The 23835-nt window shown below is 68.9% G+C and carries 24 protein-coding genes; 10 read left to right on the top strand and 14 right to left on the bottom strand.

Annotation, left to right across the window (positions count from 1 at the left end):
• Positions 1–25: 25 nt before the first annotated feature.
• Both ACWGCN_RS32190 and ACWGCN_RS32185 read left to right on the top strand, forming a co-directional pair.
• The gene (locus ACWGCN_RS32190) at positions 26–373 is read left to right on the top strand and encodes a winged helix-turn-helix transcriptional regulator (protein WP_379312357.1); all 348 of its coding nucleotides are present in this window, start codon (positions 26–28) and stop codon (positions 371–373) included.
• A 69-nt stretch (positions 374–442) separates the two neighbouring features.
• Positions 443–1273, top strand: coding sequence for a GNAT family N-acetyltransferase (locus ACWGCN_RS32185; protein ID WP_452459761.1), 831 nt, complete (start codon positions 443–445; stop codon positions 1271–1273).
• 7 nt (positions 1274–1280) lie between these two features.
• Here ACWGCN_RS32185 and ACWGCN_RS32180 read toward each other — a convergent pair whose 3' ends face one another.
• The 6 genes from ACWGCN_RS32180 to zapE all read right to left on the bottom strand — a co-directional run bounded on the left by ACWGCN_RS32180 (position 1281) and on the right by zapE (position 6738).
• Positions 1281–1730, bottom strand: a complete 450-nt coding sequence (locus ACWGCN_RS32180) for a hypothetical protein (RefSeq protein WP_378990697.1) — start codon at positions 1728–1730, stop codon at positions 1281–1283.
• The gene (locus tag ACWGCN_RS32175) at positions 1727–3001 is read right to left on the bottom strand and encodes a DUF58 domain-containing protein (protein ID WP_101464690.1); all 1275 of its coding nucleotides are present in this window, start codon (positions 2999–3001) and stop codon (positions 1727–1729) included. The genes ACWGCN_RS32180 and ACWGCN_RS32175 overlap by 4 nt, the downstream gene beginning before the upstream one ends.
• Entirely contained in the window at positions 2998–3960 is a 963-nt protein-coding gene (locus tag ACWGCN_RS32170; protein ID WP_378970823.1) for an AAA family ATPase, read from the bottom strand. The genes ACWGCN_RS32175 and ACWGCN_RS32170 overlap by 4 nt, the downstream gene beginning before the upstream one ends.
• 17 nt (positions 3961–3977) lie before the next feature.
• Positions 3978–4472 carry a hypothetical protein gene (locus tag ACWGCN_RS32165; RefSeq protein WP_101464691.1) on the bottom strand — a complete coding sequence of 165 codons (495 nt, stop codon included), beginning with the start codon at positions 4470–4472 and terminating at the stop codon, positions 3978–3980.
• A gap of 64 nt (positions 4473–4536) precedes the next feature.
• The gene (locus ACWGCN_RS32160) at positions 4537–5466 is read right to left on the bottom strand and encodes a DUF4129 domain-containing protein (RefSeq protein ID WP_378990699.1); all 930 of its coding nucleotides are present in this window, start codon (positions 5464–5466) and stop codon (positions 4537–4539) included.
• 138 nt (positions 5467–5604) lie between these two features.
• Positions 5605–6738, bottom strand: a complete 1134-nt coding sequence (zapE, locus tag ACWGCN_RS32155) for a cell division protein ZapE (protein WP_452459754.1) — start codon at positions 6736–6738, stop codon at positions 5605–5607.
• 65 nt (positions 6739–6803) lie between these two features.
• On the opposite strand from zapE, the gene ACWGCN_RS32150 reads away from it, so the two are divergent.
• Positions 6804–7442, top strand: coding sequence for a TetR/AcrR family transcriptional regulator (locus ACWGCN_RS32150; RefSeq protein WP_452459753.1), 639 nt, complete (start codon positions 6804–6806; stop codon positions 7440–7442).
• On the opposite strand, the gene ACWGCN_RS32145 is transcribed toward ACWGCN_RS32150, so the two are convergent.
• The 7 genes from ACWGCN_RS32145 to ACWGCN_RS32115 are packed head-to-tail and all read right to left on the bottom strand — an operon-like array spanning position 7415 to position 14840.
• Entirely contained in the window at positions 7415–7852 is a 438-nt protein-coding gene (locus tag ACWGCN_RS32145; protein WP_449971597.1) for an NUDIX hydrolase, read from the bottom strand. The two genes, ACWGCN_RS32150 and ACWGCN_RS32145, sit on opposite strands and share 28 nt — an antisense overlap.
• Positions 7853–7877: 25 nt before the next feature.
• Positions 7878–9068: a lipid-transfer protein gene (locus ACWGCN_RS32140; RefSeq protein ID WP_378990703.1), complete on the bottom strand. Its 1191-nt coding sequence runs from the start codon at positions 9066–9068 to the stop codon at positions 7878–7880.
• Positions 9065–9487: a MaoC family dehydratase gene (locus tag ACWGCN_RS32135; RefSeq protein WP_449971594.1), complete on the bottom strand. Its 423-nt coding sequence runs from the start codon at positions 9485–9487 to the stop codon at positions 9065–9067. The genes ACWGCN_RS32140 and ACWGCN_RS32135 overlap by 4 nt, the downstream gene beginning before the upstream one ends.
• A 20-nt stretch (positions 9488–9507) precedes the next feature.
• Positions 9508–10467 carry a bifunctional MaoC family dehydratase N-terminal/OB-fold nucleic acid binding domain-containing protein gene (locus ACWGCN_RS32130; RefSeq protein WP_452460158.1) on the bottom strand — a complete coding sequence of 320 codons (960 nt, stop codon included), beginning with the start codon at positions 10465–10467 and terminating at the stop codon, positions 9508–9510.
• Between the two features lie 14 nt (positions 10468–10481).
• On the bottom strand, positions 10482–11645 hold the full coding sequence (locus tag ACWGCN_RS32125; RefSeq protein ID WP_378990706.1) for an acyl-CoA dehydrogenase family protein: 1164 nt from the start codon (positions 11643–11645) through the stop codon (positions 10482–10484).
• Entirely contained in the window at positions 11630–12712 is a 1083-nt protein-coding gene (locus ACWGCN_RS32120) for an acyl-CoA dehydrogenase family protein (RefSeq protein WP_379312350.1), read from the bottom strand. Before ACWGCN_RS32120 ends, ACWGCN_RS32125 begins: the two co-directional genes overlap by 16 nt.
• A 4-nt stretch (positions 12713–12716) precedes the next feature.
• Positions 12717–14840 (bottom strand): acyl-CoA dehydrogenase family protein, encoded by a 2124-nt coding sequence (locus tag ACWGCN_RS32115; protein ID WP_452460157.1) that lies wholly within the window; start codon positions 14838–14840, stop codon positions 12717–12719.
• A 147-nt stretch (positions 14841–14987) separates the two neighbouring features.
• Between ACWGCN_RS32115 and kstR the strand changes: the two genes are divergently transcribed.
• The 7 genes from kstR (at position 14988) to ACWGCN_RS32080 (ending at position 23325) form a co-directional block, all read left to right on the top strand.
• Positions 14988–15605 carry a cholesterol catabolism transcriptional regulator KstR gene (gene kstR / locus ACWGCN_RS32110; protein ID WP_378631587.1) on the top strand — a complete coding sequence of 206 codons (618 nt, stop codon included), beginning with the start codon at positions 14988–14990 and terminating at the stop codon, positions 15603–15605.
• 343 nt (positions 15606–15948) lie between these two features.
• A complete protein-coding gene (gene otsB / locus ACWGCN_RS32105) occupies positions 15949–18519 on the top strand; it encodes a trehalose-phosphatase (protein ID WP_378990709.1) in 2571 nt (856 codons plus the stop codon).
• A gap of 133 nt (positions 18520–18652) precedes the next feature.
• A complete protein-coding gene (locus ACWGCN_RS32100) occupies positions 18653–19537 on the top strand; it encodes a metal ABC transporter solute-binding protein, Zn/Mn family (protein ID WP_378663345.1) in 885 nt (294 codons plus the stop codon).
• A 95-nt stretch (positions 19538–19632) separates the two neighbouring features.
• A complete protein-coding gene (locus tag ACWGCN_RS32095) occupies positions 19633–20394 on the top strand; it encodes a metal ABC transporter ATP-binding protein (RefSeq protein WP_452460159.1) in 762 nt (253 codons plus the stop codon).
• Positions 20394–21260: a metal ABC transporter permease gene (locus ACWGCN_RS32090; protein ID WP_378990712.1), complete on the top strand. Its 867-nt coding sequence runs from the start codon at positions 20394–20396 to the stop codon at positions 21258–21260. Before ACWGCN_RS32095 ends, ACWGCN_RS32090 begins: the two co-directional genes overlap by 1 nt.
• 71 nt (positions 21261–21331) lie before the next feature.
• A complete protein-coding gene (locus tag ACWGCN_RS32085; protein WP_379312237.1) occupies positions 21332–22507 on the top strand; it encodes an acyl-CoA dehydrogenase family protein in 1176 nt (391 codons plus the stop codon).
• A 14-nt stretch (positions 22508–22521) separates the two neighbouring features.
• Entirely contained in the window at positions 22522–23325 is an 804-nt protein-coding gene (locus ACWGCN_RS32080; protein WP_378631577.1) for an enoyl-CoA hydratase/isomerase family protein, read from the top strand.
• A gap of 2 nt (positions 23326–23327) precedes the next feature.
• Here the strand turns inward: ACWGCN_RS32080 and ACWGCN_RS32075 are convergent, their stop codons facing one another.
• Complete coding sequence (locus tag ACWGCN_RS32075) at positions 23328–23606, bottom strand: DUF4190 domain-containing protein (RefSeq protein WP_378990714.1); 279 nt, start codon at positions 23604–23606, stop codon at positions 23328–23330.
• Between the last annotated feature and the right edge of the window lie 229 nt (positions 23607–23835).

The following is a 23835-nucleotide window of genomic DNA, read 5'->3' as shown; positions in this document are numbered from 1 at the left end:
TCAGAAGCAACTATCGTGCTTCTGAATGAGAAGCGCAACCGGCGACGAACCCTCGCAAGCGATCCTGGCCGCGATCGACCTACTCGGCCAGCGCTGGATGCTGCGCGTGATCTGGGAACTCGAGCCAGGCCCCCTTGGCTTCCTCGACCTGCGCCGGCGCATGGGCAACTGCTCGTCGAGCATGCTCTCGGACCGCCTCCAGCAGCTCCAGTCCGCGGCGCTGATCCGCAAGAACGGCCAGCGCGGCGCCTACGAGCTCACCACCGAAGGCGCCCTTCTCGCCGAGTCTCTCCAGCCCCTGTGGGACTGGTCCGAGAACCGGACCCCCACCGGCGACGGCGACGGGCGAATCCCCTGGCGGCCCGACCGCTAGTCCGCCGACCCTCGGAAACTCGCTGGACAGGGGCGATATAACTGGCTGATGAGCGAGGATGCGGCGGCGTTGTTCTGCGATACCGGCATGGCCGGTCGAATCGAGCGGATGGAGACCGAGGCCATTGCCGGTGGGGTGAACGCGGGACTCCGCGGGGCGACCACGACGACCGGCGGGTTCACACAGGAGATCGCCGGTGGCGCAGCGTGTTTCGCCGGCCCGAACTCGCCGTTGAACAAGGTGGTCGGCGTCGGCTTCACCGTGGTGCCCTCGACGGCGCAGTGGGAGGCGGTCGAACAGGCTTATGCCGAGGTGGGGGCGCCGGTCCAGGTCGAGCTGGCCCATCTCGCCGACCCGCGGATCGGCGCCGAACTGACCGCGCGCGGGTATCGGCTGACATCGTTCGAGAATGTGCTCGGCCTGCGCCTGCGCGGCCGTGCGTGGCAGGTTCCGCAGTCGGTCGAGGTGCGCCGCGATGACGACGACATGGATACCTGGCTCGATATCGTCGTCGACGGCTTCGCCCACCCCGACGACGACGGCCTACCCGCCACCGAGGACTTCCCTCGCGACATCCTCGCCTCCGCCGTCCGAGACCTGGCTGCCACCAACAACACCCATCGCTACCTGGCCTACCGCGCAGGCGAGCCCGCAGGCGGCGCGAGCCTTCGCCTGGCCGGCGGCATCGCCGCTCTCGCCGGGGCGGCGACGCTCCCCGAGCATCGTCGACAAGGCGTCCAGACAGCGCTGCTCTCCACCCGGCTCAACGCGGCGGCCGCGGCCGACTGCGACCTCGCGGTCGTCACCACCCAGCCCGGATCGAAATCCCAGCAGAACTCCCAGTCCCAAGGCTTCGCCCTGCTCTACACCCGAGCGGTGCTGGTCAAAGACCCCGCCTGACCGCGACCTACTCGATGCGGATCTCTTCGACGGTGGGGCCCTTGGCCGAGAGGCCGCTCACCAGGAGTGCGTAGATCGCGACGATGAGGATGGGCGCGGCCAGAGGCGCCCAGATCAGCTGGACGGGGACCCAGGCCGCGGTGGCGGCGGCGATGGTGAACAGGACCGCGCCGCCCACCGAGGGGATGGTGGTGGGGACCACGCCCTCGGGAGCGTGCAGGACGGCCGCGTTGAGCAGGTAGGTGGTGGCGACCAAACCCGTTGCCGCTGCGGCTATTACGCCGACGTCGGCGAAGGCAAGAGCGGCGACGGTGATCAGCACCGCGCCGACCGAGGCCGGGCGCCACCACCAGCTCGCGATCACCAGCGCCAGCGCGGGCACCCCGGCGAGGGGATTGATCAGCGCGACCGCGGCGACCAGGAGCAGACCGGCCAGCAGAGCAAGGAATCTCGTCATCGGCGTACCCGTACTGCTCGGCGGTGTTCGGGGAGCAGGCGCATGGCCTGGTCCAGGCGGGTGTCTTCGGGCCAGGCGATGATGTCGACGCCGACGGTGCCCATGTCCCGATACATCGAGGCCCGTTCGAGCTGCCACATCTTGGCCATGGTCGGGTCGAGGCCGTCCTCGAAGGGTGTGCCGCGCAGGACGTCGACCGCGACCACCACGTGGCCGCGTTTGCGCAGGTCGATCAGGGCCAGCGCGAACTGGGTGTCGAGCAGGGTGGAGAAGGCCACCACGATCGCGCCGATCGGCACGGCGGCGTGCGGTGCCAGGGTGCCGGTGGTCTCGACGTGTTCGTCGCCGACGCCCAGAACGGTGTCGACGATGCGGTAGAACTGTCTGCGGCCGATGTCGGGGCGCAGCCAGCGGGGCGATTCACCGAGGCAGACCACGGCGGTGCGGTCGCCGGATTGCAGGGTCGACTGCACCACCTGGGCGGCGCCGCGCACCGACAGTTCCAGCGAAGCGCTGGCGGGGCCGGGCGCCTGCAAAGATGTGTCGACCATGACGACCACGTCGGCGGAGCGGTTGGTGAACCGCTGGGTGACGTAGAGCCTGCCGCGCCGCGCGCTCACCGGCCAGTTGACGGCGCGCAATTGATCGCCCGGCGTGTAGGCGCGGATGTCGGCGTATTCGACACCGGGGCCGTGCCTGCGGGTCAGGTGGGTTCCGATGCGGTCGGGAAGTTCGGTGCGCGGCATGCGCATTCGCTGCGGATCGGCGATGGGGTACACGTAGAGCTTGGCCGCGGGCAGCTCGGTGGTCGCGACCGCGAGACCGGCCGGGCTCAGCGCGGACACCTTCACCTGCACCGGATACCGGCCCCAGCGGGTGGCCGAGAGCCCGAGCCGCATGCCCGCGGGCGCACCACCGGAATCGTGGGCTTCCTCGACCTCGAGTTCCAGGCCGGGCATCGGCAGGGCGGTCATCCGCAGCAGCGCGTGCCCGCTCTCGACGAAAGCGACCGCGCTGCAACCGATCACCTCGTTCTCGAAACAGCGCACGGTGCCGCTGCCGTCGACCTGGACCCTGGTCGGCGCCTGCTGCCACGGCGCGGTTGCGAGCACACCGAGCATCGGCGCCGCGAAGACGACCAGCTGCCACTGCCCCAGCAGCACCGCGACGACCAGTGCCGCTGCCGCGCAACCGGCCAGGATGAACACCAGTGGCGCGGGCCGCCACCGGAGGTCGACCTCGACCGTTCTGGATTCGTCGCGATGCTTCATGTGCTCGTGGCGCGGGGCACCGGTAGCCGGCGGAGTAGTTCGGTGATGACGTCCTCGCCGCGGATACGACGCACCCACATTTCGGGGCGCAACGTGATGCGATGCGACATCGCCGCCACCGCGAGGGCTTTCACGTCTTCGGGAATCACATAGTCGCGCCCGAGGAGCAGCGCCCTCGCCCGCGACATCTGCACCAGGTCGAGTTCGGCACGTGGGCTGGCGCCGACTTCCACCTGCGGATGACTGCGGGTGGCCGAGGCCAGCGCGACGACGTAGCTCACCACGTCGGGGTGCACCGTGACGAACTCGACCGACTGACGCATCTCCATCAGCCCCTGCGCGTCGACCACCTGGCCCACTTGCGGTGCGGTGGAACCACGTTCGAGCCTGCGCCGGATCATCTGCGTCTCGTCGGCCTCGGAGAGGTAACCGAGACGCAGCTGGATGGCGAAGCGGTCGAGCTGGGCCTCGGGCAGCGGGTAGGTGCCCTCGTACTCGATCGGGTTGTCGGTGGCCAGCACCACGAACGGCTGTGGGAGCAGGAAGGTTTCGCCATCGATGCTCACCTGGCCCTCGGCCATCGCCTCCAGCAGCGCGGCCTGGGTCTTGGGCGGCGTGCGGTTGATCTCGTCGGCGAGCAGCACATTGGTGAACACCGGACCGCGACGGAAGTTGAACCGGCCCGACGCCATGTCATAGATCGTCGAACCCAGCAGGTCGGCGGGCAGTAGATCGGGCGTGAACTGCACGCGGGTGAAGTCCAGGCCGAGCGCGGCCGCGAAAGACCGCGCGATCAGGGTCTTTCCGAGGCCCGGCAGGTCCTCGATGAGTACGTGGCCTCCGGCCAGCACGGCAATCATGATGAGCTGCAACTCATCTCGCTTGCCGACCACGACACGGCCCAGCTCACGCAGTACGGCATCGGAGCGCTGGACGGTCACGTTCAACGGCATTGTCATCGGTGGCCTCTAACCCCTCACATCGTCTGCAAACGGCGCAGGATCTCATCCAGCGCCTCTCTACCCGGTGCGCGACCGGTGTGATCGCGCAGCGCGGAGTTCGCCGGATCCACCCAGCGCCACAGTTCAGGTCCGAACTGCAGCTGACCGGCGGCCTCGGTGGCCCGGCGATTCTTGGAAACCCTCAGCCCGGTGGACAGCTCGAATTCCTTGGCGAGCAGTGGCCGCAGGTGGCGGTCCCAGTCGGCGCGGGTGCCGTCGGCGCGGGCGGTGAGCATCTCGGCGCGCGCGTGCCAGCGACCGAGCATCTCCGCCGGACCGTTGTCGATGTACTCGGTGAGCGGTTCCTCACGGATCACGCGGTGCCGCAGCGACCAGACCAGCATCGCGAGCGCCGCGGCCACCGGCACGGCGACCGCGAGCAGCACCGAGTCACGATCAAGACGCACCAACGTCACTTCGATCACCGCGACCGCGAGCACGGCCGTCACAATCACCGAAGTCCGGTTCACGCTGAGCCCTCCTGGCATGCTCCGGCGACCTGCGTGGTGACGCGAGCTACCGCCTCCGGTCCGCTCATGCCGTCACCAGCCTGCGCTGCAGGTCTGTGAGGACGATGCGCAGCAGTTGTTCGGCGCGCATGCGCTGCCATTCGAGCATCGAGTGCGGGCTGAACCGCGCCTCCTCGAACAGCGCGACCAGCTCGCGGGCCGAAGCATCGTGCAGCACACCGCTTTCGAAGGCTCTGGCCAGCACCTCCATCGGGGTGTCCGAGGCCAGCGGGCGGGCGGCGCGGTCGCTGGACAGACCGCGCTCCATCGCCACATAGCAGGCGATGATGGCGGTGCGCGGGTCCTGACCCGGGGCGTTCATCGCCGCGAGGCCCATTTCGGCGGCGCGCGTGAGGGAGTCGACTTCGCTCGAGGTCGGTTCGTCCTCGACGGGCGCGACGGGGGCCGGTTCACGACGCGCGGCGACAGCCACGACGACCAGGCCGACCAGCGCGACCACGATCAGCACGATGGCCAGGATCGCCGCGATCACCAGGGCGGTGCCGGTGAGTTCGGTGGGTCCGGTGGTGGGATCCGCGGCATGGGTGTCGGTCGTGGGGACGGGGCCGGAGCCCTCGGTCAGCGTCTCGGAGGCCGGGCGCATCGGGCGGGCGCCGGGCAGCAGGAACAGTGCGGTGACCCCGCCTGCGAAGATCAGCGCCACCGCGGCGACGGCGACCGGGACCAGCAGCGCCATCCTGCGCCACTGGATGCGCGGCATGGCGTCGCGTTCGGCTTCCGGCATCGCCAGCGGCAGGCGGTGCTGACTGGCGATCACGCCCGCGACCAGGATGACGATCGAGACCAGCAGCAGTACCGGCATCACGGCGACGAGCAGCGCGGAAGGGGCTCCGGTCGAGGTCGCGCCGGAGCCGGGCAGCGTGCCCTGCAACGCGATCGTCGAAGCGACGACCAGTGCGATCACGACGATCGCCCGCGTAATGGGCTGATTCACCCCGATCACAGCTGTACCACCAAACCCCAGAGACTGCACAAAACAGCCACATAGTTACATGCCGAGTGGTCCGCTCGAGAGGAAATCGATGCTTTTGGACCCCTCCCCTCTTATTGTCCCCCCGCGATCAAGGGCTTGCTAAGCAGTGCGAACGTCTGACACGCCAGTTAATGGCAACTCACCGAGGCGGCTGGCGGTGCGAGCCAGATCGGGGATCGCCGGGACGCCCGCTGTCAGGTCGTGCGCGGGCTCCGGAGCGTGGATCGTGAACGGGAGATCGGCGTCGTAGAGGACATCGACGAGATTCACCAGGCGCATCGACCAGTCCGGCGGGACCTCGCGCAGCGGCGGGACCTCGCGCAGGGTCCAGTGGCGGTAGCGCTCGGTGAGGCGGAGGTAGTCGGCGGCACTGGTGGGGGCGGCGCAGATGTCGTGGAAATCGAGGGTGATGGCATCGGTGGCGGCGTGGGCGCGGATGGTCCGGCCGTTGCCGAGGGACACCTCGACGGGGCCGGCACCCGTCAGGGGTCCGGCACCCACTGTGAGCACGTAGCGACCCGCGAGGAAGCCGGTGTCGCGGTGTGACGTGCGGGTGCGGTAGTCGAGTGGTCCATCGAGAGCGACCGGGCGGAGGTGGGCGAGGATCAACTCGATGGTGGGCAGGAACGCGTCGTGGAACAGCGGGTTGGGCAGGAGCTCCTGGGGCCGGTAGTTCGAGGTGACCACGAGGGCGCGGTGGTCGGCGAAGAGGGCTTCGAGCATGCGGGCGACGAGCATGGCATCGCCGATATCGGTGACGTGGAATTCGTCGAAGCAGACCAGGTCGGCGTCGCCGAGGAGTTCGTCGATGGCCCGTTCGATCGAACCCAGCGTGTGCGTGGCGGTATGGAGGGCGGCGAAGAAACTGTGGAAGTGGAAGCGGCGCTTGCGCCGTGTCTCGACCGCGCCGAAGAACCTGTCCATCACCATGGTCTTGCCGCGGCCCGGTCGGCCGTGCAGGTAGATGCCGCCGCGATCGGCCCTCGGATCGCCGGAGCCCCCGGGGCGATCTGCCTGCTGGTTGCCGAGTGCGGCCGGGCGCCCGCGCAGGGCGGCGAAAGCGCCCGATCGCCGACCGCCGCTTTCAGCGAGGCGCGGGAGGCCGAACCGGCCAGTGCGTCGAGCAAGGTGCCCACCGTGTGCGAGGTGTCCGTCGACCGGATCGAGCAGTGATTCGAGCGCGTGTAGGGCCGCTTGCTGTGCGGGGTCGAGCACCACGGTGTCGGGCTTCATGCGAACCTCCTCGTTCCTCTACAGTTGTAGAGGACGGGCGTCGCCGACGGCCAGGAGAGGTGACGATGTCCACAGACCGGCGGGCACAGATCGTGACGGGCGCCATCGAACTCATCGCGACCCGGGGCATCCGCGCGCTCACCCACCGCGCGCTGGACACCCAGCTGGCCCTGCCCGCGGGTTCGACTTCGTACTACTTCCGCACGCGACGAGCCCTGATCGAGGCGGTGGCCGACGGGATCACCACCCGCTCACGCGCGGATTTCGTGGCCGCGCAGGACGAATCATCGGCCGACCCGGAAGACCTGACGCGGGTCGCGCGGGCGGAATCAGCAAGTCGGCCGATGGATCCCGTACAGGTCGCGCACGACATCGCGACCTGGCTCGATCAGCTACTCGTCCATCGCCGTAACGAGCTGATCGCGCGGCACGCCCTGATCATCGAGGTCCTGTCCGACCCAGAACTGCACGGCCGCCTGGCGGGCAGCCTGTTCTCCCTGGACCGCGCGACAGACCTGTTCAGCGCCCTCGGCGCCGCCGAACCACGCGAGTGGGCGCACGACTTCCTGGCACTGCTGGAAGGACTCGTCTTCGATCGGTTCGCGGGACTGCGCGCGGGAACAGCGGGCACCGTCGACCAGCTCGCCCGACCGCTGGCCGATTTCCTGACGAGTAGTCAGTCCCGCCAGCCGAATTCGGAATAGGTGGCGGTCGAATTCAGCGCGGCCAATCCGAGCGCGGAATACTCGATCAGGTCGGCGGGCAACTCGGTCAGCGGAAACCATTGCAATGCATAGCATTTATCGGGTTCCCGATTGAAAGGCTCACCGCGCCACGACTCGACGCGGAAGAACAGGCCGAGCCGGGCGTCGCGACCGGGGGCGGTGACGTGGGCGACGTGGAACAACCGCAGGGCGGTGGGATCGATGTCGACCCCGACCTCCTCCGCCGCCTCACGGACCGCGGCCGCCGCCACCGACTCGCCGGCTTCGACCTTTCCCGACGGCAGGTGCCAGCGGTGATCGAACTCGTCGCCGCTGCGGCGCAGGCTCAGCAGAACCTCGTCACCGCGGATCAGCAGGACGTGCACGTCGACCAGGTGGCGGGGAGTCACCCGGTCGAGCGTACGAGAGCCGAGGCTACGACGTCAGGACGAGTCCGGAGGTGGGGACGCCGGTACCCGCGGTGACCAGGATGCGTTCCAGGGCGTCGACCTGGTTGACCGAGGTGCCGCGGATCTGGCGAACCGCTTCGGCGATGCCGTTCATACCGTGGATATAGGCCTCGCCGAGCTGGCCGCCGTGGGTGTTGAGCGGAAGGCGTCCGCCGAGCTCGATGGCGCCGTCGGCGATGAAGTTCTTGGCTTCGCCACGGGGGCAGAAGCCGAGCTCCTCGAGCTGCATGAGGACGAACGGGGTGAAGTGGTCGTAGAGGATCGCGGCCTGCATGTCGGCGGCGGTCAGGCCGCTCTGCGCCCACAGCTGGTCGCCGACGAGACCCATTTCCGGCAGCCCGGTCATGGCGTCGCGGTAGTAGCTGGTCATCACGTACTGGTCCGCGCCGCTGCCCTGCGCGGCGGCCGCGATGATCGCCGGACGCTGCGGGAGGTCGCGGGCGCGTTCGGCGCTCGTGACCACGATGGCGACACCACCGTCGGATTCCTGGCAGCAGTCGAGCAGGTGCAGCGGTTCGGCGATCCAGCGCGAATCCTGGTGCTGTTCCAGGGTGATCGGCTTGCCGTAGAAGAAAGCGTTGGGATTCACCGCGGCGTGCTTGCGGTCGGCCACCGCCACCGCGCCGAAATCGGCACTGGTCGCGCCGGTGACGTGCATGTACCGGCGGGCGACCATCGCGACCTGCGCAGCGGGCGTGCCGAGCCCCTGCGGGTAGGCCCAGCCCGCGTCGATCCCCGACGACGTGGGCGCGGCGGCCAGCGCGGGCGAGAACTGACCGAATCGGGCGCCGGATCGTTCGTTGAACGCGCGATAGGCCACCACGACATCGGCCACCCCGGTGGCCACGGCCATCGCGGCCTGCTGCACGGTCGCGCAGGCCGCGCCGCCGCCGTATCCGATGTGGCTGAAGAACTTCAGACTCGGAATGCCGACCGCCCTGGCCACCGCGGCCTGGGTGTTGGTGTCCATGGTGAAGGTGGTGAGGCCGTCGACGTCGGCGGGCGTGAGACCCGCGTCGGCCAGCGCCGCGCCGACCGCCTCCGCGGCCAGCCGCAATTCGCTGCGTCCGGAGTCCTTGGAGAAGTCGGTGGCACCGATGCCGACGATGGCGGCGCGACCGGAAAGGCCGGCGGATTCGGCGGAGGTGGTGCTCATTTCGGCTCCAGATCGGGAAGGGCGATGACGGCCGTGGCGGTGATGTGCTCGCCGAGGCTGTCTGTGCCGTGCACGTCGATGGTGACCTGGGTGCCGTCGATCTCGGTGACCGTGCCGGAAAGGGTCAGGGTGTCACCGGAGTACAGCGGCACGCCGAGACGAAGAGCGATGCGCTTGACCAGCGCACGCGGACCGGCCCAGTCGGTGACGAAGCGCTGCACCAGACCGGTGTCGGTGAGGATGTTGACGAAGATGTCGCTCGACCCGCGCTCGACCGCCTTGTCGCGGTCGTGGTGCACATCCTGGAAGTCCCTGGTGGCCAGGGCGGTGCTGATCACGAACGTGGGGTCGGCGTGGATCACCAACTGCGGCAGGGTGGTTCCCACCGCGAGGGTGGTGAGTTCGACGGTGGGAGTCATCGGGGCGTCCTTTGTGGTCATCACACGGCCTGCCAGTACGGCAGCACGGTGCCGTCGGGGAGCTTTTCGAACGCGACGCGGACAGGCTGGTCGATGGCGACATCGGCGGGGTCGATGCCACGCAGTTCACCGAGCATGCGCACACCCTCGTCGAGTTCGACCAGGGCGACCACGAAGGGCAGATCGCGACCGGGCACCTTGGGCGCGTGGTGCACGACGAAGCTGAACACCGTGCCGGTGCCCGCGGCGACCACGTAGTCGGTGGTCTCCGCCTTGTCCTGCCACAGCGCGGGAACGGGTGGGTGGCGCAGCGTGCCGTCGGGCAGACGCTGAAGGCGCAGCTCGCCGATTTCGGTTCCCGCCCAGAAGAACTCGGTATCGCGCGAGATGACCGGGCTGACGCGACCAGCGGGCGCGATGCCGGGCGATGCCGACGTCTGCTCCGCTGTCGCAGCGGCGGTAGCCGGCACGAATTTCAGGATGCGGAACAGCATTTCGGTGACGACCTCGTCGCCCACCGACCAGGTGGTGGTGAAGGTCAGGAACCAGCCGTCGCCGAGCCCGGTTCGCTTGGGGCCCTTGAACTCCGAGAGCCTGCTGCTGACCGTCACCTCCTCCCCCGGCGTCAGGTAGCGGTGGTAGGTCTGCTCGCAGTTGGTGCCGACAACGGAGGTGTAACCCGCGTCGTCGAGCAGCTGTGTCGCCAGGCCGAGTGGATCGTCGGCGGTGCGCACCCCGCGCAGGCCGTTCATCGTCCACACCTGCGCCATGGCGGGCGGGGCGACGATGCCGGGATGACCTGCCGCCCTCGCTGCCTCGGCGTCGACGTAGATCGGGTTGGTGTCACCCAGCGCCTCGACCCAGTTGTGGATCATCGGCTGGTTCACCGGGTCACGACCGGCACGCGGCGCGGACTCACCCGCCGCCGACAATTTCGCCAGTGCTTCGGGAATGTCCTCGGGGGTGATGCTGTCCGGCACGCGCCGCTCCTTGTTCATCGGGGGACGCGCGGCAGATCGAGGCCCGCGGTGGCGACCAGTTCGCGCATGATCTCGTTGACGCCGCCACCGAAGGTGACGACGAGGTTCTGCTTGGTACGCCGGTCCAGCCAGCCGAGCAGTTCGGCGGTGCCGGGCTCGGCGGGGTCGCCGTAGCGGCCGATGATCTCCTCGACCACGCGGCCCGCTTCCTGCAGCGATTCGGTGGAGAAGATCTTGGTCGCCGAGGCGTCGGCGATCACCGCGTTCTGTGCCGCGGAGGTGTCGGCGGCGGCGACCTGCCAGTTCAGCAACTCGTTGAGCCGCACCATGGTGCGCACCCGACCGAGTGCGCGACGTACTTCCGGCTCGCCGAGCAGACCGTGCTCCGCCGACCAGTCGTGCAGGCGGTCGTAGAGCTGTTCGATCTTGCCGGACGGGCCGAGGCTGACCCGCTCGTGGTTGAGCTGGGTGGTGATCAGCCGCCAGCCGCGGTTCTCCTCGCCGACCAGCATCTCCGCGGGTACCCGCACGTCGTCGAAGTACGTGGCGTTGGTGTGGTGGGCGCCGTCGCAGGTGATGATCGGGGTCCAGGAGTAGCCGGGGTCCTTGGTATCGACGATGAGGATCGTGATGCCGCGGTGACGGGACTCGACCGTGCCGGTGCGGCACGCCGTCCAGACGTAGTCGGCCTCGTGGGCGCCGGTGGTGAAGATCTTCTGCCCGTTGACGATCCAGTCACCGTCGCTGTCGCGGACCGCGGTGGTGCGCAGCGCGGCGAGGTCGGTGCCCGCCGACGGCTCGGAGTAACCGATGGCGAAATGGATATCGCCGGACAGGATTCCGGGCAGGAACTTCTTCTTCTGCGCGTCGGTGCCGTATTTCTGCAAGGTCGGCCCCACGGTCAGCAGGGTGACCAGTGGCAGCGGGACATCCGCGCGGACAGCCTCGTTGAAGAAGATCTGCTGTTCCATCGGGCCGAAACCCTGGCCGCCGAACTCCTTGGGCCAGCCGACACCGAGCCAGCCGTCACGGCCCATCCGGCGCACCACCTCCCGGTAGGTGTCGCCGTGCCGGTCCACCGCCATCGCCGCGGCTTCGGCCGGGCTGATGAGATCGGCGAAATAGGAACGCAATTCTTCGCGCAACCGCCGCTGTTCGGCGGTCAGATCGATGAACATCTTGCTCCCAGAAGGTCGAGCCGCAGACCCGCACCGCCGAGGAGCCGGGCGAGGTCTTTGGCCTGCGAGTAGTAGCGGTGCATCGGGTGGGTGATATCCACACCCAGTCCACCGTGCAGGTGGTGACATTTCTGCATGGCGCGCGGAACTTCGGCCGCGGCCCAGTAGGCGAGCACGTCGAGGTCCTCGTCGATGCGGTACTGGTGCTGGGGCGAGAGGTCCGGCTGCGCCAGTGCCCAGCACGCCGACTCCGCGGCCACGTGCAGCGTGCGCGAGACCACGTACAGGTCCGCGATCTGCTGCGCCACGGCCTGGAACTCGGCCAGCGGCCTGCCGAACTGCTCCCTGGTGCGCACGTGCTCGGCGGTGAGCGTGATCGCGCCCTTCAGCAGGCCGTCGGCGACCGCGCCGATACAGGCCAGTGCGTGGCGGTGCAGGACGGGCAGCGCGTCATCGGCCAGCAGTTGGTCGGCCGGGATCTCGACGTCGTCGAGGACCAGCGTCGCCTCCGGGATACCCGCCGACCCCGCCACCGGGATGATCTCGAGCCCCGGCGCGACCGAATCGACCAGTGCCACCCCGGCATCGGTGGGCACCAGAATCCACCGTGCCTGCTCGGCGTAGATCACGCCGGACTTGCGCCCGGTGATCCGCACCGTGTCGCCCGCGCGCACGGCCTTGGTGGTGGGCGCGGTGGTGAACGGCGCGCCCGGTTCGTTGAGCGCGGCGGTGAGCACGGTGCCCTTGCCGACCTCGGCGAGTACCCGTTCGGCCAGTTCGTCCGACAGCACACCGAGCAGCGGCAGCACACCGAACCCGAAGGTCGGCAGCGCCGGGACCGCCGCGGCATCGGTGGCCAGCTCCATGAGCAGGGCCGATACCTCGAGCAGTCCCATACCGTCGCCGCCGAACCGTTCCGGCACCGGCACGGCCAGCAGACCGGAGTCGACCAGGCTCGGCCACAGGGCCATATCCCTGGCCGGCTCACGTTCGAGCAGGCTTACCACTACCTCGGCTACGGCGTCGGCGCTTTCGTCGCGGGTGAAATCCACGGCGTCCTCCCTCATCGAGCTAACTGTCCGCATCGCGCGGCAGGCCGAGAATCCGTTCGGCGGCCACGGTCAACAGGATCTGCTCGGTACCGCCCGCAATCGAGAGACACCGCGTAAGCAGGAATTCTTTCAGAGCATCACTGTCCAGGGAACCTTCTTGGCCGACAAGTTCCAGCGCGTATTCCGCCAGCTCCTGCCGATGCCGGACACCGACCAGTTTGCGAACACCGGCTTGGGCGCCCGCGTCGACGCCCGCCATTGTCGCTACCGCGATCCGCTGTTCCAGCAATGATCCAGCAACCGAAGACGTGATCAGCGCGCCGAAGCGGTCCTCACGCAGTTCCGTTCCCCATCCACCGACCGGGAAACGGTCGAGCAGGGCTTCGAGCGCGCCACCGATACCGCCGCCGCCCATGGCGACCCGTTCGGCCGACAGCGTGGTGCGCGCGATTTTCCAGCCGTTGTTCAGCGCGCCGACCAGGCAGTCGTCGGGCACGAACACGTCGTCGAGGAAGACCTCGCTGAACTTCTCCTCGCCGGTGATCTGCACCAGCGGCCGCACCTGCACGCCCGCGGCGCGCATATCGACGAGGAAGTAGCTGATGCCGCGATGCTTGGCCGCGGCCGGATCGGTGCGGGCCAGGCAGATGCCCCAGTTCGCGGTGGAGCCGAGCGAGGTCCACACCTTCTGGCCGCGCAGCACCCAGCCGCCGTCGACCTTCTCGGCGGTGGTGCGCAGGGCGGCCAGATCGGAACCCGCGCCCGGCTCGCTGAACAGCTGGCACCAGATGACCTCGCCGTGCAGGGTCGGCCAGACGTAGCGTTCGATCTGCTCCTCGGTGCCGAAGCGCAACAGCGTCGGCACGGCCCAACCCGCGACGGCGAGGTCGGGGGTCGTCAGCTCGGCGCGACGGAGCTGTTCGGCGATCTGCAGGCAGGTCATCGGGTCGGCGGCACGGCCGTAGGGCCGCGGCCAATGCGGCATCACCATGCCCGCTTCCACCAGCGCGCGCGTCTGGTCGGCGGGCTCGAGCGCGGCGATCGCGGCGACCTCGTCCGCCAGCGCGGTGTCGACGGCGGCGTCACCGAGCACCCGCTCGGCGCCGGTGGTGCGGCGCCGACCGGCCCTGGTGAGCTCGGCGACCCGGGCGCGCCAGCGCGCCGAACCACCGAGGAGCTGGCGCAGCGAGCTCGCCCGGCGCAGGTAGAAGTGCGCGTCGTGTTCCCAGGTGAAGCCGATACCGCCGAGCACCTGGATGGCGTCCTTGGCGTTGTCGACGGCGGCATCGAGGGCCACCGAGGCGGCCACGGCCGCGGCGATCGGAAGCTCGTCGCCGCCCTCGTCGATCGCGGCGGCGGCGTCGGCGGCGACCGCGCGGATCAGCTCGGTGCGGCACAGCATCCAGGCGCACAGGTGCTTGATCGCCTGGAAGCTGCCGATCGGTTTACCGAATTGTTCACGCACACGGGCATATTCGACCGCGGTACGCAGGGTCCAACCGGCGATGCCCGCCAGTTCCGCTACCACGAGCGCTACGAAGAGGTCGGTGACATCAGCCGTCGGCGCGAAGCCGTGATCGGCCGGTACGGCCACCTCGGCGGCGCTGACCCGCGCCAGCGGCACGGTGTGGTCGCCGTGTGCCAGCGACGTCACCGTCACCGCTTCAGCGGGCAGCAGCAGCCATCGGGTGCCGTCGATGGTGTTGGCGGGCACGAGAACTCGGGTCAGCTCATCGGCGCCGTAGACGAAATCCCAAGTGCCGGAGACACTCCAGCCGGTATCGGTGGCGACCGCCTTCGCGGACTGCTCGTCACCGGGCACCGCGACCGCGCACGGTGTGCCGTCGGCGAACGCTCCCTCGGTGATCAGCCCGGCCAGCGCGGTGGCCAGCACCGGACCGCCGACCAGGTCGTCGCCGGTCTGCTCGAGCATGACCGCCAGGTCGGCGACCGTGCCGCCGAGACCGCCATTGTCCTCGGGCAGCGCGACCTCGAACAGCCCGAACTCGCTCAGCCCGGTCCAGTACCCGCGCCAGGCGGCCGAGCCGCCGGTCCGCATTGTTTCAATCGGCGCGACCGTGCTCGCCCAGCCCCGCAGCGACGCCGCGACGGCTTTGTGCTCGTCAGTGGTGGCGATGGTCACAAGAAGATCCGCCCTTCCGGCGTGGTTCACACTTCTAGAACATGTTCTAATATCTAAGCCGGGTATAAGTCAAGAGACCTACACTCGCACTAAGCTCCGGGCACGGCTCGGCCGATGAATTGCCACTGAAGCGAAAGGGTTTCCACGATGGACAGTCCCGCACCAACGCCCACCGTGACGACGCTGTCCGAGGACGAGCTCAGCTCCAGCGCACAGCGCGACCGGCGCAAGCGCATCCTCGACGCGACCCTCGCGCTCGCCTCCAAGGGCGGCTACGACGCCGTGCAGATGCGCGCGGTCGCCGAGCGCGCCGACGTGGCCGTCGGCACGCTGTACCGCTACTTCCCGTCCAAGGTTCACCTGCTCGTTTCGGCGCTGGCCAGGGAATTCGAGATGTTCGAAGGCAAGCGCAAGCCACTACCCGACGGCGACGGCCCGTCCGAGCGCATGCACACCCTGCTCACCCAGATCACCCGGATGATGCAGCGCGACCCCTTGCTCACCGAGGCGATGACGCGCGCGTTCATGTTCGCCGACGCCTCGGCCGCCGCGGAAGTGGATCGGGTGGGCAAGGTGATGGACCGGGTCTTCGCCCGCGCGATGAGCGACGGCGAACCCGACGACCGTCAGCTCGCCATCGCCCGCGTCATCTCCGATGTGTGGCTGTCGAACCTGGTGGCCTGGCTCACCCGGCGCGCGTCCGCGACCGATGTCACGGAACGGCTCGAGCTCACGGTCGACCTGTTGCTGGGCGATCGCGGATAACCCAGCAACCCGGCAAAGCTCACTACCGCAACATCACAAATCGCCCATCGCTGTTGACACCCGTCGGCTGTGCGCCTTCCAGTAGGAAGATGCATAGCCGACGCCGCATATGCGAAACAGCGCATCTACCGGGAGCGCGTGCCTCGCCGCGCCCTCATGTGCCCGGTGAGCTCGACGAATCCGGCAGACGGTGGTGGGCCGCCGGTACGAAATTTGCCGTAAGGTCGCGAGCAAACGACCGGGGGTCGTGCGCACAACCCGCCGCGCCGCTCGCGCGGCAAAATTGACGCAGTATTGTTTTTCGCGCCCCCTGATCAACTCCTCCCATCACTAGGTTGGATGCGTGAGCGCACAGGAACTGCCCTTGGATGTCCGCCGTGCACTGGCGTCGGTTGCGCGCGTGCCACGGCTCTTGGTTGCCTCGGACTACGACGGGACCATCGCCCCGATCGTGTCCGACCCGTCGAAAGCGTTTCCCCAGCGGGAATCGGTGAGCGCGCTACGCGCGCTGGCGGGGTTGTCGAACACTACTGCGGCAGTGATTTCCGGTAGAGCGCTCCGAGACCTGGCGGCGCTGTCGCGCCTGCCGGTCGAGGTGCAGCTGATCGGTAGTCACGGCTCGGAGTTCGACGTCGGCTTCGTGCACGCGATCGACAACGACGCCAAACAGCTACTGACAGAGATCAATTCCGCGTTCTCGAAGATCTCCGCCGAGAACCCGGGCGTGACCGTCGAGATGAAGCCGGCCAGCGCCGCGCTGCACGTGCGCAACGCCAGCCCCGAAATCGGCAGGCGCGCACTGACTTCCGTTCGCCAAGGCCCGGCCTGCTGGGTGGGCGTGCAGGTGACCGAAGGCAAGGCGGTGATCGAGCTCGCGGTGATCCCCACCGACAAGGGCACCGCGCTCGACACCATCCGCCATCAGGAAAGCGCTTCCGCCGCAGTGTTCTTCGGCGACGACGTGACCGACGAGAAGGCGTTCCGGGTGCTCTCGGGACCGGATGTCGGGATCAAGGTCGGCGAGGGCGAGAGCATCGCCAAGTTGCATGTGAACTCCACCGAGGAGGTGGCGCGCGCGCTGGCGTTCCTCGTCGAGGAGCGGCGCACCTGGCTGGCCGGGGCGAGCGCCCCCCGGATCGAGCGGCTGAGCATGCTGGCCAGCCCGCGCTCGGTCGCGCTGCTCACCCCCGACGCGACGGTCACCTGGCTCTGCCACCCCGAACCGGATTCGGCGGCGGTGTTCGCGCATCTGCTCGGCGGCGCGGCGGCCGGACACTTCACGGTGGCGCCGGAGCGGCCGAGCCTGCCGCTGTCGCAGCGGTATGTGGACGGCACGATGACGGTCGAAACCCGGTGGGCCAGTTTGCAAGTGGCCGACTACCTGCCGCACGACGTGGCTCCCGATCGCACCGATCTGACCAGGGTGATCACCGGCGCCGCGAAGGCCGTGGTCACCTTCGCGCCACAACCGGAGTTCGGCCAGGTGCCGGTGCGAATGCAGGTCGTACGCAGCGGAATCCAGGTCAGCGGCACCAATGATCCGATGGTGCTTCGCTCCCCCGGTGTGGAGTGGGAGATCCTGTCCGACGGCACAAACGAGCAGGCGCGCGCGGTGGTCGACCCGTCGCTCGGGCCGGTCGTGCTCGAATTGCGGTGCGGAACCGCGGATCTCGCGCCCTCGATGACGCCCGAGCCGCAGCGCCGCCAGCTCGCCGAGCAGTACTGGTCGCAGTGGGCCTCGGAATTGCTGCTGCCGCCGCTCAAGCCGGATCTGATGAAGCGTTCGGCGCTCACCCTGCGCGGGCTGGTCCATCGCCCGTCGGGGTCGATCCTGGCCGCGGCCACCACCTCACTGCCCGAGGACATCGGCGGCGTGCGCAACTGGGACTACCGCTACTGCTGGCTGCGTGACGCGTCGCTGACCGCGCAGGCACTGGTGACCCTGGGCTCGCTGACCGAGGCCGAGGAGTTCCTCGGCTGGGTACACAAGGTGCTCGACACCCTGCCGGGACCGGAGCGCCTGCACCCGCTGTACACGATCTACGGCGAGACCCTGCCGCCCGAGGCCGTGATCGACGCGCTGCCCGGTTATGCCGGATCGCGGCCGGTGCGGGTGGGCAACGCGGCCAACATGCAGGTGCAGCTCGACGTGTTCGGGCCGATCGTCGACCTGATCACCTCGATGTCACACGAACGCGAGCGCCAGGGCATCACCGCACCGGCCAAGGCCCTGCCGGATGCCGACTGGGAACTGGTGCACGCGATGGTGTCGGCGGTGCAGCGCCGCTGGACCGAACCCGACCACGGCATCTGGGAGATCCGCGGCAACCCGCGCCACCACGTGTACTCGAAGGTGATGGGCTGGCTCACCATCGACCGCGCCCTGACCCTGGCGGACCGCTTCGACCGCCCCGCCGATCCCGACTGGGTGAGCTTGCGCGACACGATCGCCGACGAGGTGAAGGCGAAGGGCTGGAACGACGAGGTCCAGTCCTACACCGCCGCCTACGACGGCACCGACCTGGACGCGGCCACCCTGCACATCGGCCTGAGCGGCCTGATCGATCCCGCCGACCCGCGCTTCGCCGCGACGGTGGTGGCCACCGAGGCCGAACTGCGCAGCGGCGCCACGGTGTACCGGTACCACCACGACGACGGGCTGCCCGGCGGCGAAGGTGGCTTCCACCTGTGTGCCGCCTGGCTGGTGGAGGCGTACCTGCTGATCGGCAGGCGCTCCGACGCCGAGGCACTGTTCGCCCAGCTGGTCGCCGCCGCGGGACCCACCGGCCTGCTCAGCGAGGAATACGACCCGGTCGCCGAGCGTTCCCTCGGTAACCACCCCCAGGCGTACAGCCACCTGGGCCTGCTCCGGTGCGCCCAGTTGCTCAGCCAGCCGGTCAACGCCCTGGTCTGACAACGCTCGACAAGCCGGGTTCGAATTTCGAGCCCGGCTTTTCGATGCGGTTCGTACTGGGTATTCGTAGCTGCTAATCTAAAACGGTAACGATTTCCATTACGATCTAGAGCTTGCTCGCCAGGAGTGCCGTGTGAACCCTCGATTCGCCCGCTTGTTCGCCGGTCTCACGGCGGGGGTGGCGGCCGTGGTCGTCCTCAGCGCCTGCGGTACCAGCTCCAGCGATTCCGATACCCCCCAGATCGTCGCCTCCACCAATGTGTGGGGTTCGGTGGCCTCTGCCGTCGCCGGGCCGGATGCCCAGGTGACCTCGATCATCAGCGACCCCGCGGCCGATCCGCATTCGTTCGAGACCTCGGCCACCGACACCGCCAAGATCAGTGACGCGGATCTCGTCGTGTTCAACGGTGGGCACTACGACGAGTTCATCGAGAAGGCCATCTCGGGCAAGGACAAGCGGACCGTCGAGGCGTTCGAGCAGCGCGCGGACAAGAACGACGACAACGAGCACGTCTGGTACGACGTGAGCACCGTCGCCGCCGTCGCCGATCAGATCGCGGCCCAGCTCGGCCAGGTCGACGCCGCGCACGCCGATGCCTACACCGAGCGCGCGGTCGCCTTCAAGAATCAGCTGATCGGCGTCAGCACCATCACCGGCACCATCGCCACCCAGACACCGAACGCGCCGGTCGCCCAGTCCGAGCCGCTCGCGCACTACCTGCTCACGGCCGCGACCGCGCAGGACAAGACCCCGCACGAGTTCCAGGAAGCGATCGAGCAGGAGACCGACCCGGCCCCGGCCGCCGTCGCCGCCACCCGCGACCTGATCACCGCCAAGCAGGTCAAGGCACTGATCTACAACACCCAGACCGAGGACAAGATCACCCAGGACCTGCGGGCCACCGCGCAGTCCGCGGGCATCGCCGTGGTCGAGGTCACCGAAACCCTGCCTGCCGGAATGGATTACATCCAGTGGCAGACCGCCAACGCCAAGGCGCTCGCCGCGGCCCTGCGCTGAGGACCCCCATGACCGAGGCAACCGCACTGTCGGACACCACCGCCGCACCGGACATCGAGACCGCCGACGCGGCGATCCGGCTGCGCGGGGCCACCATGGCCTTCGGCGACCGCACCCTCTGGCGCGACCTCGACCTCGACGTGCGGCCGGGTGAGTTCATCGCCGTCCTCGGACCCAACGGCTCGGGCAAGACCTCGCTGCTGCGCGCCCTGCTCGGCACCCTCGACCTGAGCTCGGGCAGCGCGGAGATCGCGGGCAGGCGAGCCGGGGTGGGCAATCCGGGCATCGGCTACATCCCGCAGCAGAAGACCATCGACGCGGGCGTGCAGCTACGCGGCGTCGACCTGGTCGGCCTCGGCGTGGACGGGCATCGGTGGGGGCTCGGATGGCGCGGGCGTCGCAGCCGGGCAGCGAAGGTCGAGCGGGCCATCGCCGCGGTGGGCGCCGGGTCGTTCGCGCACGCGTCGCTGGAGACGATGTCCGGTGGGGAGCAGCAGCGGTTGCGGGTCGCGCAGGCCTTGGTCGGCGACCCGTCGGTACTGCTGTGCGACGAACCGCTGCTGAGCCTGGATATGGCGAACCAGCGCCTGGTCGCCGAGCTGGTCGACCGGCGCCGCCGCGAACACGACACCGCGGTGCTGTTCGTGACCCACGAGATCAACCCGATCCTGCCGCTGGTGGACCGGGTGCTGTACCTGGTGGACGGTGGCTTCCGGATCGATACGCCCGATGAGGTGATGACCTCGCAGACGCTGTCGGAGCTCTACCGCACCGAGGTCGAGGTGCTGCGGGTACGCGGCCGTCTGGTGGTCGTCGGAACCGGCGACGATATGGACGCCCTCGGCGGTACCGCCTGATGGAAAAGCTCACCAAGGTGTTCCAGCAGATGTTCGACTTCACCACCACCGCGAACCTGCTGGGTTACGACTTCGTGCAGCAGGCGCTGCTGGCGAGTGCCCTGCTCGGGCTGCTGGCCGGCTTGATCGGACCGCTGATCGTCGCCCGGCAGATGTCGTTCGCCGTGCACGGCACCAGCGAGCTCTCGCTCACCGGCGCGTCGGCGGCGCTGCTCGTCGGGGTCGGGGTCGGATTCGGGGCGATCGCCGGTTCGGTGGTCGCGGCCGTGCTGTTCGGGTGGCTGGGTTCTCGTGCGCGCGAACGTGATTCGGTGATCGCGGTGGTGCTGTCGTTCGGGCTCGGGTTGTCGGTGCTGTTCCTGTGGCTCGCGCCGGAGCGGGCCGGGTCGAAGTTCTCCCTGCTCACCGGGCAGGTCGCCGGGGTCGGCTACGACGGGCTCGCACTGCTGGTCACCTGCACCGCGGGCGTGCTCGCCGTGCTGGCCGTGGTGTATCGGCCGCTGTTGTTCGCCAGCTCCGATCCCGAGGTCGCGATCGCGCGCGGGGTGCCGGTGCGGGCGCTGTCGGTGGTGTTCGCGGTACTGCTCGGCATCACCGCCGCGTTCGGCGTGCAGATCGTCGGCGCGCTGCTGGTGCTCGCCTTGCTGATCACCCCGGCCGCCGCGGCCGCGCAGGTGACCTCGAGCCCGATGCGGGCGACCGTACTGTCGGTGATCTTCGCCGAGGTCGCCGCGGTCGGCGGGCTGCTGCTGTCGCTCGCCCCCGGTGTTCCGGTGTCGACCTTCGTCACCGCGATCTCGTTCGGCATCTACCTGGTGTGCCGGGTCGTCGGACATCGCAATCGGCAACTCGCGCACGCGCGCTGAACCCGCGCCGGATCCCGCTCCGATGCCCGAACGGCCGCGAACCACGGAGGTCGGCGCGCAGAATGGCCAGCATGATCGACTTCACCGTTCCGGATGATCTGGCCGCACTGCGAGATCGGGTTCGCGCCTTCGTCGTCGAGCAGATCGTGCCGTTCGAGCGCGATCCCCGGCTCACCGCGCACGGCCCCAACGACGACCTGCGGGCCGAACTCGTCGAACTGGCCCGCGCCGAGAAGCTGCTGACCGTGCAGGCGCCGGTGGAACACGGCGGGCTCGGACTCAGCCACGTCGAGCAGGCGCTGGTGTACGAGGCGGCGGGGTGGTCCACGCTCGGACCGGTCGCCATGAACTGCGCCGCGCCCGACGAGGGGAACATGTTCCTGCTCGGCAAGGTCGCCGACCCGGAGCAGGTCGACCAGTATCTGATGCCGGTGATTCGTGGTGAACAGCGCTCGGTGTTCGCGATGACCGAGCCCGGCGGGGCCGGGTCGGATCCCGGGCAGCTCAGCACGGAGGCGGTGTTCGACGGCGAGAATTTCGTGATCAACGGCCTCAAGTGGCTGATCACCGGCGCCGACGGCGCCAAGACCTGGATCATCATGGCCCTGCTCGCCGAGAACCCCCACCTGCCCGCCGGGCCGACCCTGTTCCTCGCCGACGGTGACGCGCCGGGCATCGTGATCGAGCGGATCATGAACACGATGGACCGCAACTACGTCGGCGGGCACGCGGTCGTCCGGTTCGACAATCTCACGCTGCCGCCGACGGCCGTGCTCGGTCGCACCGGACAAGCCCTGCGGTACGCGCAATTACGGCTCGCCCCCGCTCGGCTCACACACTGCATGCGCTGGCTCGGCGCGGCGGCCCGCGCCCAGTCCATCGCGCTGGACTACGCGCGTACGCGCACCGCGTTCGGCAAGCCGATCGGCGAACACGAGGGCGTGTCGTTCATGCTCGCCGACAACGAGGTGGCGCTGCACCAGTGCAGGCTGACGATCTGGCACGCCTGCTGGCTGATGGATCAGGGACAGCAGGCCAGACACGAATCGTCGATGGCCAAGTCGTATGTGTCCGAGGAACTGTTCAAGGTCACCGATCGCTGTGTGCAGGTGCTCGGCGGAATCGGGATCAGCGACGAGACGGTGGTGGAGATGTTGTTCCGGGACATGCGCGCGTTCCGTCTTTACGATGGCCCGACGGAAGTGCACAAGTACGCGATCGGCAGACACTTGCTGGCCGGTCGCTAGTACGATTCCATCCCATGAGTTCGGAATTGCTCGTCGATGTCGAAGGCGGCGTCGCGCTACTGACGCTCAACCGGCCAGCCAAGCAGAACGCCGTCACCCCGACGATGGCGGCCGAGCTGAGCGCCGCCCTTCGCCGGTGCGATACCGAGGACGCGATCCGCGCCGTCGTGATCACCGGCACCCCGCCTGCGTTCTGCGCCGGCGCCGACCTGGCCGCGCGCGGTGGCGACGTGAGCGCCACGCTCGATCCGCCCCCCTGGCAGGTCCGTAAACCAGTGATCGCCGCGGTGAACGGGCATGCGGTCGGTATCGGGCTGGCGCTCGCACTGCAGTGCGACCTGCGCTATTTCGCTCGCGACGCGGTGTACGGGCTGAACCAGGTGCGTCGCGGGGTGCTCGCCGACGGGTTCGCGCACTGGACAGTGCCGCGCCTGGCCGGCCTGGCCAACGCCGCCGACATCATGCTCACCGGGCGCACCTTCGACGGTGACGAAGCCAAGTCACTCGGACTGGCCAATGCCGCACTGCCCGCCGACGAGGTGCTGATGACCGCGATGGCGGTGGCCCACGACATCGCCACCGGGACCGCTCCCCTGCCGGTCGCGCTCACCAAGCGGCTCATCTGGGAAAGCCTCGGCATGACGCCCGCGGTGGTCGGGCAGCTCGAATCCGAGCTCAACGCGCAGGTTGCCAAGAGTGTCGACGGTGGCGAGGCGATGGTGGCGTTCAAGGAGCGCCGCCCGCCGAACTGGACCGGCAGCGTCAGCGGCGAATGGCCCGCCTGGGACGCGCCCGGCGTGCGCCCGAGCCTGGACTGAGCCTAGAAGTTCCCGTTGCAGGACCCGGCCAGGTACAGCATCGCGAACAGCAGCATGCAGATGGTGCCGAAGATGCCCGCGATATAGCCGATCAACACCTGAGACCGGCCGCTGAGCGCACCGTAGGACGCGTCGATGTCGTTGAGTGCCCGCTTGCCGAGCACCCACGCGATCGGCCCGAAGATCCCACAGCAGAACGGGCTGAGCAGCCCGAGCACAAGGATCAGGTTGGCCTGCGGGTGCTCGACCGTTTCGCCGATCGGCTGATTAGGGATCGCCACCCGTCGAATCCTACTGTGCCGGAAGGCTGCTGACCCCCACTACACGGCCTGCAAAACGAAGTCAGCCGCCATGACCGCACCCCCAACCCCCACTACCCGACCCCGAGGAGGGTCCGCCGCGCAGCGGCGTAGCGGCCCGGCCGCGAGTTAGCCGTCGTTGCGTCCGCGGCGCAGCCGCCAGCAACGGCGGCTAACTCGCGGCCCCCAGGGGGCGCGCTGGAGCGCGCCA

It is taken from the genome of Nocardia sp. NPDC055050, assembly GCF_053608345.1.
The sequence above is the reverse complement of the archived record's forward strand: the minus strand, read 5'-3'. Positions and strand labels throughout refer to the sequence as shown.

Bases quoted from the DNA above. Each gene is read 5' to 3' on its own strand.
- ACWGCN_RS32150 (WP_452459753.1), top strand. From the start codon at position 6,804: ATGTCCACAGACCGGCGGGCACAGATCGTGACGGGCGCCATCGAACTC.
- ACWGCN_RS32090 (WP_378990712.1), top strand. From the start codon at position 20,394: ATGGAAAAGCTCACCAAGGTGTTCCAGCAGATGTTCGACTTCACCACC.
- zapE (WP_452459754.1), bottom strand. From the start codon at position 6,738: ATGAAGCCCGACACCGTGGTGCTCGACCCCGCACAGCAAGCGGCCCTA.
- ACWGCN_RS32175 (WP_101464690.1), bottom strand. From the start codon at position 3,001: ATGAAGCATCGCGACGAATCCAGAACGGTCGAGGTCGACCTCCGGTGG.
- ACWGCN_RS32135 (WP_449971594.1), bottom strand. From the start codon at position 9,487: ATGACTCCCACCGTCGAACTCACCACCCTCGCGGTGGGAACCACCCTG.
- ACWGCN_RS32085 (WP_379312237.1), top strand. From the start codon at position 21,332: ATGATCGACTTCACCGTTCCGGATGATCTGGCCGCACTGCGAGATCGG.
- kstR (WP_378631587.1), top strand. From the start codon at position 14,988: ATGGACAGTCCCGCACCAACGCCCACCGTGACGACGCTGTCCGAGGAC.
- ACWGCN_RS32180 (WP_378990697.1), bottom strand. From the start codon at position 1,730: ATGACGAGATTCCTTGCTCTGCTGGCCGGTCTGCTCCTGGTCGCCGCG.
- ACWGCN_RS32190 (WP_379312357.1), top strand. From the start codon at position 26: ATGAGAAGCGCAACCGGCGACGAACCCTCGCAAGCGATCCTGGCCGCG.
- ACWGCN_RS32095 (WP_452460159.1), top strand. From the start codon at position 19,633: ATGGCCTTCGGCGACCGCACCCTCTGGCGCGACCTCGACCTCGACGTG.
- ACWGCN_RS32170 (WP_378970823.1), bottom strand. From the start codon at position 3,960: ATGACAATGCCGTTGAACGTGACCGTCCAGCGCTCCGATGCCGTACTG.
- ACWGCN_RS32120 (WP_379312350.1), bottom strand. From the start codon at position 12,712: ATGAGGGAGGACGCCGTGGATTTCACCCGCGACGAAAGCGCCGACGCC.
- ACWGCN_RS32125 (WP_378990706.1), bottom strand. From the start codon at position 11,645: ATGTTCATCGATCTGACCGCCGAACAGCGGCGGTTGCGCGAAGAATTG.
- ACWGCN_RS32140 (WP_378990703.1), bottom strand. From the start codon at position 9,068: ATGAGCACCACCTCCGCCGAATCCGCCGGCCTTTCCGGTCGCGCCGCC.
- ACWGCN_RS32080 (WP_378631577.1), top strand. From the start codon at position 22,522: ATGAGTTCGGAATTGCTCGTCGATGTCGAAGGCGGCGTCGCGCTACTG.